Raw genomic sequence first — 16,626 nt, 5'->3', positions numbered from 1 at the left:
TTAATAATTATAATATAGACTAAAAAGGTTTCAATACATGACACCTTTTGGGAGGGAAATATGAAAAAAACGAAACGAATAAATGATATGCTTATTTTCTTAAATAATAAAAGATATTTTAATTTAAAAGATTTAATGGCTAGATATGATATTTCTAAAAGTACCGCGTTGCGAGATATTCAATCATTGGAAGAAATAGGTGTACCAATATATTCTGAACTGGGTATAAATGGAAGTTATAAAATTATAGAAAATAGTGTGTTATCGCCAATTTATTTTAGTGTGGATGAAATGTATGCGTTATACTTTTCGATTCTTACACTAAATGGATACAAGACAAAACCATTTAATGTAGAAAGTATTGCGCTTGAAAATAAATTTAAACATGTATTACCTGATAATGTGAGTAAAAATATTTCAATCATGGAACGAACGCTTTCTTTTGAAGTAACAAATCATAGTAATTTTAGTCCGTTCTTAAAAGAAATTTTACAGGGGATTTTTGCTGAGCGAGTTTATCATTTAACATATTTAAAAAAAGATGAGGAAAAAGTATTGGTCGCCCAATTTATTCGAATAGAATCTAAATTTGGCCAGTGGTATGCTAAAATCTTTAATTTTGAGACAAATAATGTTCAAATAATTAGATGTGATAAAATTCTTTCTATTGTGGAAACAAGCAATACGAATCCAAAAAATCTTGAAGAATTATTAAGCTATCTTACTACTTTTCACAGAAAGCCGGATGCAATTGATTTTCGTGTCATTGTTAATCAAAAAGGAAAAGACATTTTTGATAAAGAGAGTTATCCTTCCATGAGGATACAAAAAGAAAATGAAAATTATAGTATAACAGGCTATTTTAACAAGCAAGAAGTTGAGTTTATTTCAAGTTATTTTCTGAATTTCGGTGAAACAATTATCTCAATTCAGCCTGTTATGCTAAAAGAGTTAATTTATAATAAGGTATTATCTATAAAGCAGCATTTAACTGCTTTAAGATAAAGTTAGTATTAATAATTTTTTTAACACCAAAAAGCCCTTGAGATCTAAATATCCAAAGGGCCTTTTGGTGATTTTATTTGTTCTTTAGAAAAAAATTATTTTTCTGGGACGGAGAGTCCATAAAAGAACATCGTAACGATATCTTGTATATGTTTTTCACGATCTCCTTCAAGAAGCTGTGCCCCGAAATCATCACCTAGTTTAGTGAACATTTGAATGTATAGTAACATCATTTCTTTAGTAAGGTGAGGGTTAATTTCATTTTTTTGCTGTGCTTGTTCTAGTATTTCTAAATACCAAGGCAGGATTTTTTCGTTTTGATAACTATAAATAAACTTTCGGAGCTCTTCATCTCTTTGCATCATTTGTAGTAACATATCCGGCTGAAATAACCCACCAGTATTCATTTTTCTTACAATCATTTTTTGCATCATTTCATGAAAAGGTAATTTTTCCTCTGCAAGATCTTTATTATATTGAAATTCAGATATGATAAAGTCTTGTATAAGCTCTCTAAATAACGCATCTTTACTTCCAAAATGATTATAAATGGTAACTTGAGAAACATTTGCTTCTTTTGCAATATGTTCTATTTTCACTTCATTAAATCCACGTTCTGAAAATAATAAGAAGGCCGCCTCTTTAATAGCGCGTTTTTTCTTTTCTTTCACTCTTTCAAAGCCGTTCAATGCAATCACCTCAATTAAAATATACAAGAAAAAATAATGGAAAACAATATTTTTGAAATATGGACATATAAATATTTCAAAAAGTTGTTGCGAATATGAAAGATGAGGAGTACAATAATTTTGAAATATCATATAGTAAATATTTCAAAAAATGAGGTGGAATTATGATTTCAGTTCAAAATGTCACAAAACAGTTTTCAAATGGAAAAGGTTTGTTTCATATTACATTTGATGTAAAAGAAGGGGAAGTATTCGGTTACTTAGGACCAAATGGTGCTGGGAAATCCACAACAATTCGTAATTTAATGGGATTTATAAAACCGACAGCTGGTAAAGCGACAATTTTTGGATTAGATTGTTGGAATGAAGCGGCGAAAATCCAAAGGAAAGTTGGTTATCTGCCGGGTGAAATTTCTTTTATTGAAGGAATGAACGGATTAGATTTTTTAAAGTTAATGCAAGGAATGCGCGGGTTAAAGGATACGAAAAGACGAGATGAATTAATAGAACGTCTACAATTTGATGTGAAAACACCGATTCGAAAAATGTCTAAAGGAATGAAGCAAAAAGTAGGAATTGTTGCTGCTTTTATGCATGATCCGGAAGTGTTAATTTTAGATGAACCGACTTCAGGACTCGATCCACTTATGCAGCAAGTGTTTATAGATTTAATATTAGAAGAAAAGCAAAGAGGGAAAACAATCCTTATGTCATCGCACATTTTTACTGAGATTGAGAGAACTTGTGACAGAGTGGCTATAATTAAAGATGGTCGCCTTGTAACAGTTGAAAATATTCATGATTTACAAAGCAAGAGACGACAGGTAATAGATGTAACCGTATCGTCGCAAGAAGAGATTGAATCTCTTACACAATGTAATTTACAATTTGAAGCGGTGAAAAGTAGAGAAGTATCGATTATTGTACAAGGAAACTATCAAACTGTTTTACAAATACTTTCAAACTATAATGTAACGGCACTTCAAACGAGAGCAATGGATTTAGAACATTTATTTATGCATTATTACGATAAGGAAGAAGGGGTAAAGCATGAATAAGCAATTGTTTTTAGCTAGTTTGAAAGAAACACAAAAAAGTATTTTGAGTTATGCAACTGGTGCAGCTTTATATTTATGGTTGATAATTTGGATCTTCCCTTCAATGGTATCAGCGAAAGGGTTAAATGAATTAATAGGTGCTATGCCTGATAGTGTGAAAAAAATTGTTGGCATGGAAAGTCCGATTCAAAACGTAATGGATTTTTTAGCTGGCGAATATTATAGTTTATTGTTTATTATCATATTAACAATTTTTTGTGTAACAGTTGCAACGTATTTAATTGCTCGTCATGTCGATAAAGGAGCGATGGCATACTTGCTAGCAACACCTGTATCTAGAGTGCAAATTGCAATCACGCAAGCGGCTATTCTTATATTGGGACTAATGATCATTATAACTGTTACGTATGTAGCGGGTATAGTAGGTGCAGAATGGTTTTTAGAAGATAATAACTTAAATAAAGAATTATTCCTGAAGATAAACGTAGTCGGAGGGCTAATGTTTTTAGTCGTTAGTGCGTATTCATTTTTCTTTTCTTGTATATGTAATGACGAAAGAAAGGCACTTAGCTACTCAGCAAGTTTAACAATTTTATTTTTCGTAACGGATATGGTAGGTAAATTAAGCGATAAGTTAGAGTGGATGAGAAATATATCATTATTTACGCTATTTCGTCCGAAAGAAATTGCTGAAGGAACGTATAATATATGGCCAGTGAGTATAGGTTTAACTGCTGGAGCACTTTGTATTTTCATAGTAGCAATTGTAGTGTTTAAGAAGAGGGATTTACCGTTGTAAAGTAGAAAGTCCACTGAGAAAGTGGGCTTTTTTTGATGAGGAGGAAACGAATGAATCATTTGTTCCGGATTCAGCTATATGTAAATGATATCGAGAAGTCATTCTTGTTCTATGAAGAAGTAATTGGTTTAAAGCTGTATAAAAAAGGTATGCATGCAGCGCGTTTTAATCACGACCAGTTTTCTTTATTACTAGCTAGTAATTTAACATTGAATGAAAATCATTATTTTTACAATCGAAAAGAAATGAAGGGGAATGGCTTTGAACTAATTATTGTTGTCAATCGAATTGAAGAAGTATATGAACGTTGTAAAGAGATGAGATGCACAATACAAGAAGAAATTCAAACTTATCCGTGGGAGATGAGAGGATTTAAAGTTGTGGATCCAGATGGATATTTCCTTAGAATTACATCTGAGTAAAGGTAAAAATGAAAATTGTTTACTTTTTTTATGGAAATATTCAAAAAAATGAACCTTTTTCTAGGCTCATCCGTCTAATACATGTAAAGTTAAATTTGAAGTGAGGATGAAACAGGAGGAGCAATTGTGAAAGTAATCCCTTTATATAAAATGATTGTAAAAGAAGAAACAGATGTTTCCTTAGCGAAAAAAGGTGATCATGAAGCGTTTATGGCGCTTATACATACAGAAAAAGTGAAGATGTATCGCATTGCAAAGGCTATGTTACGTGATGAGACAAATATAGAGGATGCGATACAGGCAACAATTTTAATAGCCTATGAAAATATAAAAAAATTAAAAAAAGAAGAGTTTTTTCAAACTTGGTTAATTCGAATTTTAATATATGAGTGTAACAACATTATTAGAGCGTATAAAAAGGTAATTGTGACAGAAGAGAATGATTACAATATGAGTGCGTGTGATCAGTATGAAGATATAGATTTGTGTAATGCGATTCAATCGTTACATGAAGAATTAAGAGCTGTTACGGTTCTTTATTATTATGAAGATATGAATCAAGAGAGTATAGCAAAGCTTTTAGAAATACCAAAAGGAACAGTGAAATCGAGATTGTCACGTGCGAGGGAACAACTGCAAAAACGATTAAAGATGGAATAGGAGGTGTAAAGAGTGGATAATGAAAAATTATTTGATGAGAAATTAAAAAAGAGAATAAAAGAAGAGAATGTTATAGTACCGCCAGAGTTAAATGAAAAGATTAATAGTACACTTCATAATCTCCCTGTAAAAAAGAAAGGTTACAGAGTTTATATGATGGCTATAAGTGCTGCGGTTCTAACACTTTCAATTGTGTCTATGTCGGAGTTTTCTGATCAAATTTTTGCTCAAAATGGTGGAGTATTTGAATATGTAAAGAAAAAGGCGTTTTCTGATTATGAAAATGAAGAAGAAATAAAATCAAATGTAAATTATCCAGATAAAGAAAAGATTCATGAAAAGATGCTAGATTCCATTGATCATTTTAAAAATATTTCAGGACAATTTGAGGAATATTCTAGTTCGTCAAGAATCGCTACAACATACAAATATGCGATTGATACGGAGCAACAAAGAGGTATCTCTTCGAAAGAAGATAAGCTAACGAAAAAACGAGCAATTATATATAACGAGGGCAAGAAAAAAGAATTTGATGATGAGAAGTATACGTACAAAGAGACGAAATGGAGCCCGAAAGAAAGAAACTATGAACTATTAAAATTAAATCCTACAGAAAGATTATTGAGAAAATCAGGCGAGAAAAAAAGATATGATGATGAATATGTGGGATTCTCTAAGTATAGTATTCAATCAGAATTTGCTGATCTATTAATTCGATATAAAGATTGGAATTATAAAGAAACGAAGTATCTTGGACTGGATTGCTACAAAATAGAAGGGACAATAAACATAGAAATGCCTGTAAGTACATCTGAAGATTTAAGAGGGAAATTTGAAATGGTTGTAGAGAAAAATACGGGGATTATGCTAAAATTCCTTAGTTTCCACGAAGGTATGATTCAATATTCGATTACGACTGAATGGATACAAATAAACAAAGGATTGAAAGAGAATGTATTTCAAAAGGATAGCGCTAATTATGAAAAATTGAAAAACATAGTAGGTGAATAGAAAACGGAGGGAAATATATGGAGAATACCTCTTCTTCAAGAGAAAAGAAAAATAAAAGAAAATATAAAAAGACAATGATAATAAGTATCTTGTTAATAGTATTACTATTTGGCGGAGTTGGATACGGTGCTTATGTGTATATGAAAACTTCTAATCTCGTACAAAAGTCTAGCTTAAATTTAGCGCGTGGTGAAAAATCAAATTTACGTGAGAACGCCGTAAAACCAATTGCAAATAATGTTTCACTTTTAATTATGGGAATTGATGAAAATCAAGAACGACAAAAGGAGTATAATGGTGCTTTTCATACAGATGCACTACTGTTAGCTACTTTTAATAAAGATGATAAGACAGTGAAATTAACGAGCATACCACGTGATACATATACATATGTTCCAGTTGAAAAGAAAAAAGATAAAATAACGCATGCATATGGAAGTGGTTTCGTTAAAAATGGTAAAGATGGAGGACCGCAAGCTTCAGTGGAAGCGGTAGAAAAATTGTTACAAGTGCCTGTTGATTATTTTGTGAAGTTTAATTTTAATTCATTTACTAAAATTGTTGATGGATTAGATGGGATTGAAGTAAATGTCCCAGTCGAATTTACGGAGCAAAATAGTAAAGATGAACCTGACGCAATCCATTTGAAAAAAGGACTACAAAAATTAACAGGGGAAGAAGCACTTGCACTGGCAAGAACGCGTCATATTGATAGTGATGCAATGAGAGGTCAGCGTCAACAGCTTGTTATGGAAGCGATGTTAAGTAAATTAAAAAGTGTAGGTTCGATTACGAAACTAGAAAAAATGGTTGAGGCGGTTGATGGTGATTTTAAAACAAACTTAGTAATGGATGATATTTTATCTTTTTATAAATACGGATTAAACGGTTCAGTTGAAAAAATACAATTGGCTGGTGATGATTTATATTTACCTAACGGTCCAAATGGGCAACGTGTATATTATTATAATCCTAATAAAAAAGATTTGCAGAGTTTAAGTAATACGCTTAGAACACATCTAGGATTAAGTGAAAAGCAGATTGAGGAGAATTGAAGCAGGCATAATGTCTGCTTTTTTATTATATTTAATAGTATGGCATTTAAAATTAAATATTATATACTATTTTAAAATTATGGATAATAGTGTAACGTAATTATGTGATTTAAGTTAAATAGCAGGGGGGATATTACATAAAATACATCGTTAGCAATTATTGAAATCGTATGGGAGAAATGAAAGAAACAGGGGAGTATTAAAAATGAGAATTGTAAAGAATTTAACATTCCAAGTTATTGTGGCAATTATTTGTGGTATTGCAGTGGGGGCAATTTGGCCTAGTGTTGGACAAGAGATGAAGCCAATTGGTGAAACATTCATCAATATGATTAAAATGGTTATTGCACCGATAATCTTTTTAACGATTGTGCTTGGTATTGCAAGTATGGGAAGTATGAAAAAGGTAGGTCGTGTTGGTGGGAAGGCACTATTATATTTTGAAATTGTTACAACAGCGGCTTTAATTATTGGTATCATCGTAGCGAATGTTGTACGTCCCGGAGATGGATTAGATCCTTCAAAACTAAAGGGCGGAGATGTTTCACAATATGTACAAAGCGGACAAGAAATGCAATGGATGGATTTCTTTTTACATATTGTGCCGTCTAACATGTTTGAAGCATTTGCAAAAGGTGATATTTTACAAGTTCTATTCTTCTCCATTTTATTCGGTGCAGGATTAACGATGCTGGGGAAAAGTGGACAATCGGTTATTGACTTTTTTGAAAGATTATCGAAAGTATTTTTTAATATTTTATCTATTGTTATGAAGTTAGCACCGCTTGGAGCATTCGGCGGTATGGCATTTACAATTGGGAAATATGGTTTAAGCACACTCATACCACTTGGTAAATTAATGATTTGTGTATATGCGACAATGGCATTATTTGTTTTTATTGTTTTAAATTTTATTTGTAAACTGTACAAATTTAGTTTGTGGAAATATTTAGCACATATTAAAGAAGAATTACTTATTGTTCTAGGGACATCATCATCAGAATCAGTACTGCCGCGAATGATGACAAAGATGGAAGACTTCGGATGTTCGAAGCCAGTAGTAGGTTTAGTCATTCCGACAGGTTACTCTTTTAATTTAGATGGAACGACGATTTATTTATCGATGGCAACTATATTTTTAGCTCAAGTTTTTCACGTCGATCTTTCACTAGGTCAACAATTAACTATAATAGCTATTTTATTAGTTACATCTAAAGGGGCAGCAGCCGTAACAGGTGGAGGATTTATTGTATTAGCATCTACTTTGTCTGCAATGAATGTTATTCCGTTAGAAGGGTTAGCGCTATTACTTGGTGTAGATCGTTTCATGTCAGAAGCACGTGCTATCGTCAATTTAATTGGTAACGGTATTGCGACTGTAGTTGTTGCAAAAAGTGAAAATGAATTTGATGATGAGAAGTATACGAGAGTAATAGAGGAAATGAAAAGGGAAAAAATGATCGGGTAAAAAAGTCAGCTTTGCTGACTTTTTTATTTTTGTAGAAAAGAGGTTTATTATGATATACATTATTTATTAACAATAATTTACAAGTGTTTTGTAGTGTAGGGAGATAAAGACTATTAAATCAATACATAGAATTCAATGAGATATAGTGTTTCGAAAGAGTATGGAATTTTTATGAACATTACTGTAAAAAAATAATTTTTTAAAAATTTTCAATAATAACACTTTACAAAACTCGAAAAATTAGTAGAATAATAGTTAATAAGAATCTTCTGATAAATATATAAAGAAAAACAGAATTATCAGAAAATTGTTAAATGAGAGCGTTAAGAATTAGGGAGGGTACAGAAAGTGAAAAAGAAAAAAATGAAAAAACTAACAGCAGTTGTAGCACCAGTTTTAGCAATGAGTATGGCATTGACAGCATGTTCTACATCAGGTGGAGATAAGAAGACAAGCACAAATTCTAGCTCTGGCGGAGATAGCAAATCAGAAGAAAAATTAGCAGCGAAACAAGTGTTCAATAAAACAGAAAATCAGGAAATTCCAACAATGGATACGTCGAAGAGTACAGATACTTTGGGCTCTCAAATTTTAGGGAACACAATGGAAGGCTTATACCGTTTAGATAAAGAGAATAAACCAATCCCAGCTGCGGCAGAATCAAGCACGAAGAGTGAGGATGGTAAAAAATATACATTTAAATTACGTAAAGATGCAAAATGGTCAAATGGTGATCCTGTAACAGCGAAAGATTTCGTATTTGCATGGCAACGGTTATTAGATCCAAAAACAGCTGCTGAGTATGCATTCATTGCATTCCCAATTAAAAATGCAGAAGCGGTTAATAAAGGGGAAAAACCTGTAACAGAACTAGGAGTTAAAGCAGTAGATGACCTTACTTTAGAAGTTGAATTAGAACAAGCAGTACCATACTTCTTAAACTTAGTAGCATTCCCATCGTACTATCCATTAAATGAGAAATTCGTAAAAGAAAAAGGGGATAAATACGGTTTAGAATCTGATACAACTGTATATAACGGACCGTTCGTTCTTACTGATTGGAAGCATGAGCAAGGTTGGAAACTGAAGAAGAATGATCGATATTGGGATAAAAAGACTGTAAAATTAGATGAAATTAACTATAGTGTTGTAAAAGAGCCAGCAACTAATGTGAATTTATATGATAGTGGTCAAATTGATTTCTCCTTATTAACAGGTGAATTTGTTGACAAATTTAGAAATAATAAAGAGGAATATGGGGTGTATAACGAACCAAGTACGTTCTTTATACGTTTAAACCAAAAACGTGGTGGACAAGATACACCATTAAAGAGTAAAAAATTACGTGAAGCAATTGCGCTATCAATTGATAAAAAGAATTTAACAAATGTTATTTTAAATGATGGGTCAAAACCTGCAGATTATTTAGTGCCGAAAGGCTTAGCAGCTGGACCTGATGGGAAAGACTTCCAAGAAACGTTTAAAAACGGTATTAAACCAGAAGCGAAAAAAGCAGCTGCTGCATGGGAAGAAGCGAAAAAAGAACTTGGAAAAGATCAAGTTACAATTGAGTTCTTAAACTATGATACTGGTAATGCGAAAAAAGTTGGGGAATATGTTAAAGATCAAATTGAGAAAAATTTAAAAGGTGTAACAGTTAATATTAAACTGCAGCCGTTCAAGCAAAAACTGAAATTAGAATCGGAGCAAGATTATGATATTTCATATGGTGGATGGAGCCCAGATTATGCGGATCCAATGACATATTTAGATATGTTTGAAAGTAAGCACTCTCATAACCAAATGAGTTTCTCTGATCAGAAATATGATGAAATAATTAAAAAAGCTGGTGGGGAATTAATGAGTGATGCGAAGAAACGCTGGGAGGAACTAGGAAAAGCAGAGAAATTACTTCTTGAAGAAGATGTAGCCCTTGTACCTTTATATCAAAGTGCTAGATCTTATGTTATGAAACCGCATGTAAAAGGTGTTGTTAAGCATAATATTAGCCCAGAATACAGCTATAAGTGGGCATATGTTACTGAAAAATAATAGAGTTGAAAAAGTACTTCAAAGCAGTCTACATGCCTTGAAGTACTTTTTTTATTGTACAATTGAACGTGAAAATGAAAGAGTAGAGAAGAAATGAAATGTAGTAGATGGAGGATACGTGTAGTATGGTCATAGAAAATAGAATGTTACTATCGTTAAGTAAAATAAATTTCCTAAATATTTTAAAAATAACTTTACAAACTCAGAAAAATTAGTAGAATATTAATTAATAAGAATTTTCTGATAACTAATTATTAGAAAATCTCAAAAATTAGTTTCGTACATATAATTGGGGAGGGTACTAAAATGAAGAAAAAGATGAAAAAGTTCACGGCGGTTGTAGCGCCAGTTTTAGCGATGAGTATGGCGTTGACAGCGTGTTCTGGATCTGGTGGGGAGAAGAAATCAACTACGACGTCTAGTGGTGGTGGGGAAGAGAAAAAATCTGAAATTAAATACGCGGCAAAACAAGTATTAAATCGTACAGAGAATCAAGAGATTCCGACGATGGATGTTTCAAAATCTACTGATACATTAGGTTCTCAAATTTTAGGGAACACAATGGAAGGTTTATATCGATTAGATAAAGATAATAAGCCGATCCCAGCTGCAGCAGAATCTAGTACGAAAAGCGAGGATGGCAAAAAATATACATTTAAATTACGTAAAGATGCAAAATGGTCAAACGGTGATCCAGTAACAGCGAAAGATTTCGTATACGCATGGCAGCGCTTACTTGATAAAAATACAGCTGCAGAATATGCGTTTATTGCCTTCTATATTAAAAATGCAGAAGCAATTAATAAAGGTGAAAAGCCTCTAACAGATTTAGGAGCAAAAGCGGTAGATGATTATACGCTAGAAGTAGAATTAGAAAAACCAGTACCATATTTCTTGAATTTAATGGCATTTCCATCTTACTATCCTTTAAATGAAAAGTTCGTAAAAGAAAAAGGAGATAAATTCGGTTTAGAAGCAGATACAACGTTGTATAACGGACCGTTCGTTATGGCTTCATGGAAACATGAACAAGGATGGCAGCTAAAGAAAAATGATAAGTACTGGGATAATAAGACTGTAAAATTAGAAGAAATTAACTATAGTGTAGTAAAAGAAGTTGCGACGAAAGTAAACTTATATGATACAGGATCAATTGATTTCACACTATTATCAGGAGAATTCGTTGATAAATATAAATCGAACAAAGAAGAGTACGGTGAGTATTCAGAAGCAAGTACATTCTTCTTACGTTTAAATCAAAAGCGTAACGGACAAGATACACCGTTAAAGAGCAAAAAACTACGTGAAGCAATCGCGTTATCAATTGATAAAAAAGGTTTAGCGAACGTTATTTTAAATAACGGTTCAAAAGCAACAGATCAATTAGTGCCAAAAGGGCTTGCGACAGGACCAGACGGTAAAGACTACCAAGATACATTTAAAAATGGTTTAAAATATGATCCGAAAAAAGGTGCAGCAGCTTGGGAAGCAGCGAAAAAAGAACTTGGTAAAGATCAAGTGACAATTGAATTACTAAGCTATGATGATGGAACTGCGAAAAAAATTGCTGACTACTTTAAAGATCAAATTGAGAAAAACTTAAAAGGTGTAACGGTTAACACGAAAATTCAACCGTTTAAACAAAAACTAAAATTAGAGTCAGCACAAGATTATGAAGTTTCGTTTGCAGGTTGGAGCCCAGATTATTCGGATCCAATGACATTTATTGATATGTTTGAATCGAAGAGCCCATATAACCAAATGAGTTATTCGAATCCAAAATATGATGAAATGGTAGCGAAAGCAGGTAATGAATTACTGTCTGATCCGAAGAAGCGTTGGGAAACGTTAGGAAAAGCAGAGAAACTATTCCTTGAAGAAGATGCAGGATTAGTTCCTTTATATCAAACTGGTAGAGCGTATGTAATGAAACCGAATGTAAAAGGAATTGTGAAACACAACATTAGTCCAGAATATAGCTTTAAGTGGGCTTATGTAACGGAAGGTAAATAATAAAAAAGAGCGTGTTTAAAAGTAGATAAGTTATTTTTAACACGCTCTTTTTATATTCAATTAAATAGAGAAGAATAAGAAATGTGGTACTGACATATAGTAGATGGGGGAGAATTCGTATAGTAATAATAGTAAAATACATAGTTACTATAAAAATAAGATAATAAAAACTTCAAAAATGAGGGTAATTAATAGCGTGTTAATTGGTGAAAAGGTATTAATAATTATGTTCATAGAAAATCTCTCAAAGTTAGTTTCGTACATATAATTGGGGAGGGTATAAGAATGAAGAAAAAGATGAAAAAATTCACGGCAGTTGTAGCACCAGTTTTGGCAATGAGTATGGCTTTAACAGCATGTTCTGGATCTTCTGGTGGGGAGAAGAAATCGACTACAACGTCTAATAATGGTGGGGAAGAGAAGAAGTCTGATATTAAATATGCGGCAAAGCAAGTGTTAAATCGTACAGAAACGAATGAAATTCCGACGATGGATACTTCCAAAAATACAGATACACTTGGCTCACAAATTTTAGGGAATACGATGGAAGGTTTATATCGCCTTGATAAGGACAATAAGCCAATCCCAGCTGTAGCAGAATCTAGCACAAAAAGCGAGGATGGTAAAAAATATACATTTAAACTACGTAAAGATGCAAAATGGTCAAACGGTGATCCAGTAACAGCGAAAGATTTCGTATTTGCATGGCAACGTCTAGTAGATCCAAAAACAGCTGCTGAGTATGCATTTATCGCTTACTATATTAAAAATGCGGAAACAATTAATCAAGGAAAAGGAGAAGTTTCTACATTAGGTGTAAAAGCGGTAGATGATTATACGCTTGAAGTGGAACTAGAAAGACCAGTACCATATTTCTTGAACTTAATGGCATTTGCGTCTTACTATCCATTAAATGAAAAGTTCGTGAAAGAAAAAGGGAATAAATTCGGTTTAGAGTCTGATACAACACTTTATAATGGTCCATTCGTGCTTACTGATTGGAAGCATGAGCAAGGTTGGAAATTAAAGAAAAATGAGCAGTATTGGGACAAAAAGACTGTAAAACTAGAAGAAATCAATTATAGTGTAGTAAAAGAACCAGCTACTAGAGTAAATTTATATGACACAGGTGCGATTGATTTCACACTTTTATCAGGTGAATTTGTTGATAAGTATAGAAATAATAAAGAAGAGTTTGGCGCATATTCGGAAACAAGTACGTTTTACTTACGTCTAAACCAAAAACGTGGTGGGCAAGATACACCGTTAAAGAGCAAAAAACTACGTGAAGCAATTGCATTATCAATTGATAAGAAAGCTTTAACGAATGTTATTTTAAATGATGGTTCAAAACCAGTGGATTACTTAGTACCAAAAGGTTTAGCGAGTGGACCAGACGGTAAAGATTTCGCAGAAACGTTCAAGAATGGTTTAAAACAAGACTCCAAAAAGGCAGCGGCAGCCTGGGAAGAAGCGAAAAAAGAACTTGGAAAAGATCAAGTAACAATTGAACTGTTAAATTATGATACTGGTAATGCGAAAAAAGTTGGGGAGTATGTAAAAGACCAAGTTGAAAAGAATTTAAAAGGTGTAACAGTAAATATTAAACTGCAGCCATTTAAGCAAAAACTAAAATTAGAATCAGACCAAGATTATGATTTCTCATATGGCGGCTGGAATCCAGATTATGCGGATCCAATGACATACCTTGATATGTTTGAAACAAAAAATTCGCAGAATCAGATGAGCTATTCAAATTCAAAATATGATGACATTATTACTAAAAGTAAGACGGAATGGATGGCTGATGCGAAAAAACGTTGGACAGAGTTAGGGAAAGCAGAAAAATTGTTAATTGAAGATGATGTCGCGCTTGTACCTTTATATCAAAGTGGTAGATCATATGTTATGAAACCAAATGTAAAGGGGATTGTGAAACATAATATTAGTCCGGAATATAGCTTTAAATGGGCGTATGTAGAAGAGAAATAATAAAGTGAAACTTTAATTAGTGGGGCTCCATTTTCCACTGATTATTAGTCCTCACCAATTGAGCTACCTAGCAAATAGCGGGATAAAAGAAAAAGCATTTTCAAGTTGCGGTATTAGAGCACTTGAAAATGCTTTTTCTATGCACTTTTATTCCTTCCTCGAATATATAAAATAAAAAAGGGAGAATCCCATGAAACGAAATACTTACATCGATTTCCTAGCTTATTACGGAATAGGAAGTGCTCATCCTGGTGGTTTTACGTTAACAAAACAATTGTTAGCACAATTGCCTTTTAGATATGGAGCAAATGTCCTTGAGATAGGCTGCGGTACGGGGAAAACAGCGGCATATATGACAAAAGAATATGGTTATAAAGTAACGGCGGTTGAAAAGAATGAGATTATGATTCAAAAGGCGAAAGATAGATGGTCGTTTGAAGGAATAGACATTCAATTAATTGAAGGAAATGTAGAGCAATTACCTTGTTTGCATGACTCATTTGAGTTCGTACTCGGAGAATCGATACTCGCTTTTACAGAGAAAGAAAGGGTTATCCCGGAGTGCTATCGTGTACTACAGAAAGACGGTAAACTCGTTGTCATTGAAATGATTATTGATAGGCACATTGAGAAGAGTGAGGAAGAAAAAATTGCCCGACTATACGGGATGAAAGAACTATTAACTGAGAATGAATGGGTACAATTATTTCAGAAAGCAAATTTTAAAAGAATTACAATTGCTGGCGGTGGTACAATTGCAGAAACAATCTCTGACTATATAGAAGAGCCAGAATGGAATGTATCACAATTTATCCCGAATGAGTTATATGAGGCATGGGTACAGCATGAAAATGTACGACTTATGTACCAACATATTTTAGGGCATCGTATTTTTATATGTGAAAAATAAAGAAAGAGAGTTGACTAAAGGTAGTCAACTCTTTACTATGTTAAATGAAAAATAATGCAGCTAATGTAATTCCGAAGATGAAACCAAATCCGAGTTCAACGCCCCAGCCGCCGCCCCAGCCACCACAACTACCGCAACCACGACCGCCACATCCACAGCCGCTGAATCCACCACCACAACCAAATCCGCAACTATCACATCTGCTAAGGCCCCCACAAAGGTCACAGCCACCGTTTGCATATGCGTCATAGTATCCAAATCCTGTATCAAAAGATGAGCGCTGTTGTACTGGTTCAATCCATACAGAGCTGTTTGTCACATCAATTATTTTGCCTAAATGAATACGACCATCACGATCTTCAATTCGAACGACTTTACCGAAATAACGTTGGCACGTATCGTAACATTTTTGTCTATGCATGTTCTTTCCTCCTTCCCCATTACAGTAATACGATATGTAATGGGGACAAGTGCGGCTTGTACGAATGTCCTATCTATCATAATTGTTATAGGAAAGGGGAAATATAGGAGAAGGATATATAAGGAGGAAAAGGCAATGAAATCTACAGATCAGTTTCAGATATACGAAGTACCGTGGGAAGAGTTTATTGAAGCTTTGCGAGAGGAAATGAAGAAGCAAGTTGGGGCAGATATTATTGATACAGTAGTTTGCAATTTAGAAGATGGTTTTGAAGTGTATACATATGTGCAGGGGGATTTAGATTTTGAATATAAGGAAGCGCTGGAAAGGAAATATGGGAGCGATGCAAAAACTCCTAATGTGTTAACGATTATGTTATTAGCTAACATTTATAGTACAAGTGAAGAGAATATACGCTTACATGCGGATCATAAAGATAATCCAATTGTTGAAGTGTATGTGAAGCAATAAAACACGCTGTGAAAGGCGTGTTTTTCATTTGTCCCGCATTAACGGGCAGTAAGACCCCCACCTCAAAATTCAGCGGAAGCAAAGAAGTTAGATAGGGAATCAACTGCCCGTAAAAGCCCGATTGGTGAGGGCTAATAATCAGTGGTGGATGAACAAAACCCCCACTGATTAAAGTTTCACTTTATATGATAAAATGTTAGAAAATTAAGAAATAAGGTGATGGTTTGAAAATTAAACATCTTAATTTAACAGTTTCAGATGTAGTAGCTGCTAGAGAGTTTTTAGAAAAATATTTTGGTTTAACTTGTAGTGGAACAAGGGGAAATGGCTTTGCAGTTATGCGTGATAATGATGGGTTTATATTAACGTTAATGAAAGGGAAAGACGTACATTATCCAAAAACATTTCATGTAGGATTTCCACAAGAAAATAATGAACAAGTAGATAAGATAAATCAAAGATTGAAGGAAGATGGATTTTCGGTTGAGGCTCCTAAACGTGCACATGCGTATACGTTTTATGTTGAAGCACCTGGCGGATTTACAATTGAAGTGATGTGTTAATTTAAAATCAAACTTTTTGATGCTTGTTTTCAATATA

The 16,626-nt window shown here is 33.3% G+C and carries 15 protein-coding genes and 2 pseudogenes; 14 read left to right on the top strand and 3 right to left on the bottom strand.

The window, feature by feature from the left end; translation table 11 throughout:
- The first annotated feature begins 60 nt into the window (after positions 1 to 60).
- Positions 61 to 1,005, top strand: coding sequence for a helix-turn-helix transcriptional regulator (locus QCI41_RS08195; protein WP_353837668.1), 945 nt, complete (start codon positions 61 to 63; stop codon positions 1,003 to 1,005).
- A 95-nt stretch (positions 1,006 to 1,100) separates the two neighbouring features.
- Here QCI41_RS08195 and QCI41_RS08190 read toward each other — a convergent pair whose 3' ends face one another.
- A complete protein-coding gene (locus QCI41_RS08190; protein ID WP_353837670.1) occupies positions 1,101 to 1,703 on the bottom strand; it encodes a TetR/AcrR family transcriptional regulator in 603 nt (200 codons plus the stop codon).
- Between the two features lie 155 nt (positions 1,704 to 1,858).
- Between QCI41_RS08190 and QCI41_RS08185 the strand changes: the two genes are divergently transcribed.
- The 4 genes and pseudogenes from QCI41_RS08185 to QCI41_RS08170 all read left to right on the top strand — a co-directional run.
- Positions 1,859 to 2,752, top strand: coding sequence for an ABC transporter ATP-binding protein (locus tag QCI41_RS08185; RefSeq protein WP_000626595.1), 894 nt, complete (start codon positions 1,859 to 1,861; stop codon positions 2,750 to 2,752).
- Entirely contained in the window at positions 2,745 to 3,551 is an 807-nt protein-coding gene (locus QCI41_RS08180) for an ABC transporter permease subunit (protein ID WP_353837671.1), read from the top strand. Before QCI41_RS08185 ends, QCI41_RS08180 begins: the two co-directional genes overlap by 8 nt.
- Positions 3,552 to 3,601: 50 nt before the next feature.
- Complete coding sequence (locus QCI41_RS08175; RefSeq protein ID WP_353837672.1) at positions 3,602 to 3,973, top strand: VOC family protein; 372 nt, start codon at positions 3,602 to 3,604, stop codon at positions 3,971 to 3,973.
- 150 nt (positions 3,974 to 4,123) lie between these two features.
- A pseudogene (locus QCI41_RS08170) lies at positions 4,124 to 4,609 on the top strand (sigma-70 family RNA polymerase sigma factor); the annotation flags it as partial.
- Here QCI41_RS08170 and QCI41_RS30660 read toward each other — a convergent pair.
- A pseudogene (locus QCI41_RS30660) lies at positions 4,581 to 4,661 on the bottom strand (hypothetical protein); the annotation flags it as partial. The pseudogenes QCI41_RS08170 and QCI41_RS30660 sit on opposite strands and share 29 nt — an antisense overlap.
- Between QCI41_RS30660 and QCI41_RS08165 the strand changes: the two are divergent.
- From QCI41_RS08165 to QCI41_RS08135, 7 genes are all read left to right on the top strand, one after another.
- On the top strand, positions 4,646 to 5,644 hold the full coding sequence (locus tag QCI41_RS08165) for an anti-sigma factor (protein ID WP_353837674.1): 999 nt from the start codon (positions 4,646 to 4,648) through the stop codon (positions 5,642 to 5,644). The pseudogene QCI41_RS30660 and the gene QCI41_RS08165 overlap by 16 nt on opposite strands.
- A 17-nt stretch (positions 5,645 to 5,661) precedes the next feature.
- The gene (locus QCI41_RS08160) at positions 5,662 to 6,699 is read left to right on the top strand and encodes an LCP family protein (protein ID WP_353837675.1); all 1,038 of its coding nucleotides are present in this window, start codon (positions 5,662 to 5,664) and stop codon (positions 6,697 to 6,699) included.
- A 205-nt stretch (positions 6,700 to 6,904) separates the two neighbouring features.
- Positions 6,905 to 8,167: a dicarboxylate/amino acid:cation symporter gene (locus QCI41_RS08155; RefSeq protein ID WP_353837676.1), complete on the top strand. Its 1,263-nt coding sequence runs from the start codon at positions 6,905 to 6,907 to the stop codon at positions 8,165 to 8,167.
- A gap of 348 nt (positions 8,168 to 8,515) precedes the next feature.
- Positions 8,516 to 10,219, top strand: a complete 1,704-nt coding sequence (locus QCI41_RS08150) for a peptide ABC transporter substrate-binding protein (protein WP_353837677.1) — start codon at positions 8,516 to 8,518, stop codon at positions 10,217 to 10,219.
- 306 nt (positions 10,220 to 10,525) lie between these two features.
- Entirely contained in the window at positions 10,526 to 12,232 is a 1,707-nt protein-coding gene (locus tag QCI41_RS08145; RefSeq protein ID WP_000728445.1) for a peptide ABC transporter substrate-binding protein, read from the top strand.
- 285 nt (positions 12,233 to 12,517) lie between these two features.
- The gene (locus QCI41_RS08140) at positions 12,518 to 14,224 is read left to right on the top strand and encodes a peptide ABC transporter substrate-binding protein (RefSeq protein WP_309259203.1); all 1,707 of its coding nucleotides are present in this window, start codon (positions 12,518 to 12,520) and stop codon (positions 14,222 to 14,224) included.
- Positions 14,225 to 14,414: 190 nt separating this feature from the next.
- Positions 14,415 to 15,134 carry a class I SAM-dependent methyltransferase gene (locus QCI41_RS08135; RefSeq protein WP_353837678.1) on the top strand — a complete coding sequence of 240 codons (720 nt, stop codon included), beginning with the start codon at positions 14,415 to 14,417 and terminating at the stop codon, positions 15,132 to 15,134.
- A 40-nt stretch (positions 15,135 to 15,174) separates the two neighbouring features.
- On the opposite strand, the gene QCI41_RS08130 is transcribed toward QCI41_RS08135, so the two are convergent.
- Positions 15,175 to 15,555 (bottom strand): hypothetical protein, encoded by a 381-nt coding sequence (locus tag QCI41_RS08130; protein WP_000554975.1) that lies wholly within the window; start codon positions 15,553 to 15,555, stop codon positions 15,175 to 15,177.
- Positions 15,556 to 15,690: 135 nt separating this feature from the next.
- Here QCI41_RS08130 and QCI41_RS08125 point away from each other — a divergent pair, with 135 nt between their 5' ends.
- Positions 15,691 to 16,026 (top strand): hypothetical protein, encoded by a 336-nt coding sequence (locus QCI41_RS08125; protein ID WP_000842879.1) that lies wholly within the window; start codon positions 15,691 to 15,693, stop codon positions 16,024 to 16,026.
- Between the two features lie 224 nt (positions 16,027 to 16,250).
- A complete protein-coding gene (locus QCI41_RS08120) occupies positions 16,251 to 16,589 on the top strand; it encodes a VOC family protein (protein ID WP_088608899.1) in 339 nt (112 codons plus the stop codon).
- Positions 16,590 to 16,626 lie beyond the last annotated feature (37 nt).

Source organism: Bacillus cereus group sp. MG4 (genome assembly GCF_040460055.1).
Classification (GTDB): domain Bacteria; phylum Bacillota; class Bacilli; order Bacillales; family Bacillaceae_G; genus Bacillus_A; species Bacillus_A wiedmannii.
This window is presented reverse-complemented; position numbering and strand designations above follow the sequence as displayed.

Coding starts and splice junctions, on each gene's coding strand:
- QCI41_RS08195 (WP_353837668.1), top strand. CDS start 61: ATGAAAAAAACGAAACGAATAAATGATATGCTTATTTTCTTAAATAAT.
- QCI41_RS08145 (WP_000728445.1), top strand. CDS start 10,526: ATGAAGAAAAAGATGAAAAAGTTCACGGCGGTTGTAGCGCCAGTTTTA.
- QCI41_RS08180 (WP_353837671.1), top strand. CDS start 2,745: ATGAATAAGCAATTGTTTTTAGCTAGTTTGAAAGAAACACAAAAAAGT.
- QCI41_RS08160 (WP_353837675.1), top strand. CDS start 5,662: ATGGAGAATACCTCTTCTTCAAGAGAAAAGAAAAATAAAAGAAAATAT.
- QCI41_RS08155 (WP_353837676.1), top strand. CDS start 6,905: ATGAGAATTGTAAAGAATTTAACATTCCAAGTTATTGTGGCAATTATT.
- QCI41_RS08140 (WP_309259203.1), top strand. CDS start 12,518: ATGAAGAAAAAGATGAAAAAATTCACGGCAGTTGTAGCACCAGTTTTG.
- QCI41_RS08185 (WP_000626595.1), top strand. CDS start 1,859: ATGATTTCAGTTCAAAATGTCACAAAACAGTTTTCAAATGGAAAAGGT.
- QCI41_RS08175 (WP_353837672.1), top strand. CDS start 3,602: ATGAATCATTTGTTCCGGATTCAGCTATATGTAAATGATATCGAGAAG.
- QCI41_RS08135 (WP_353837678.1), top strand. CDS start 14,415: ATGAAACGAAATACTTACATCGATTTCCTAGCTTATTACGGAATAGGA.
- QCI41_RS08125 (WP_000842879.1), top strand. CDS start 15,691: ATGAAATCTACAGATCAGTTTCAGATATACGAAGTACCGTGGGAAGAG.
- QCI41_RS08130 (WP_000554975.1), bottom strand. CDS start 15,555: ATGCATAGACAAAAATGTTACGATACGTGCCAACGTTATTTCGGTAAA.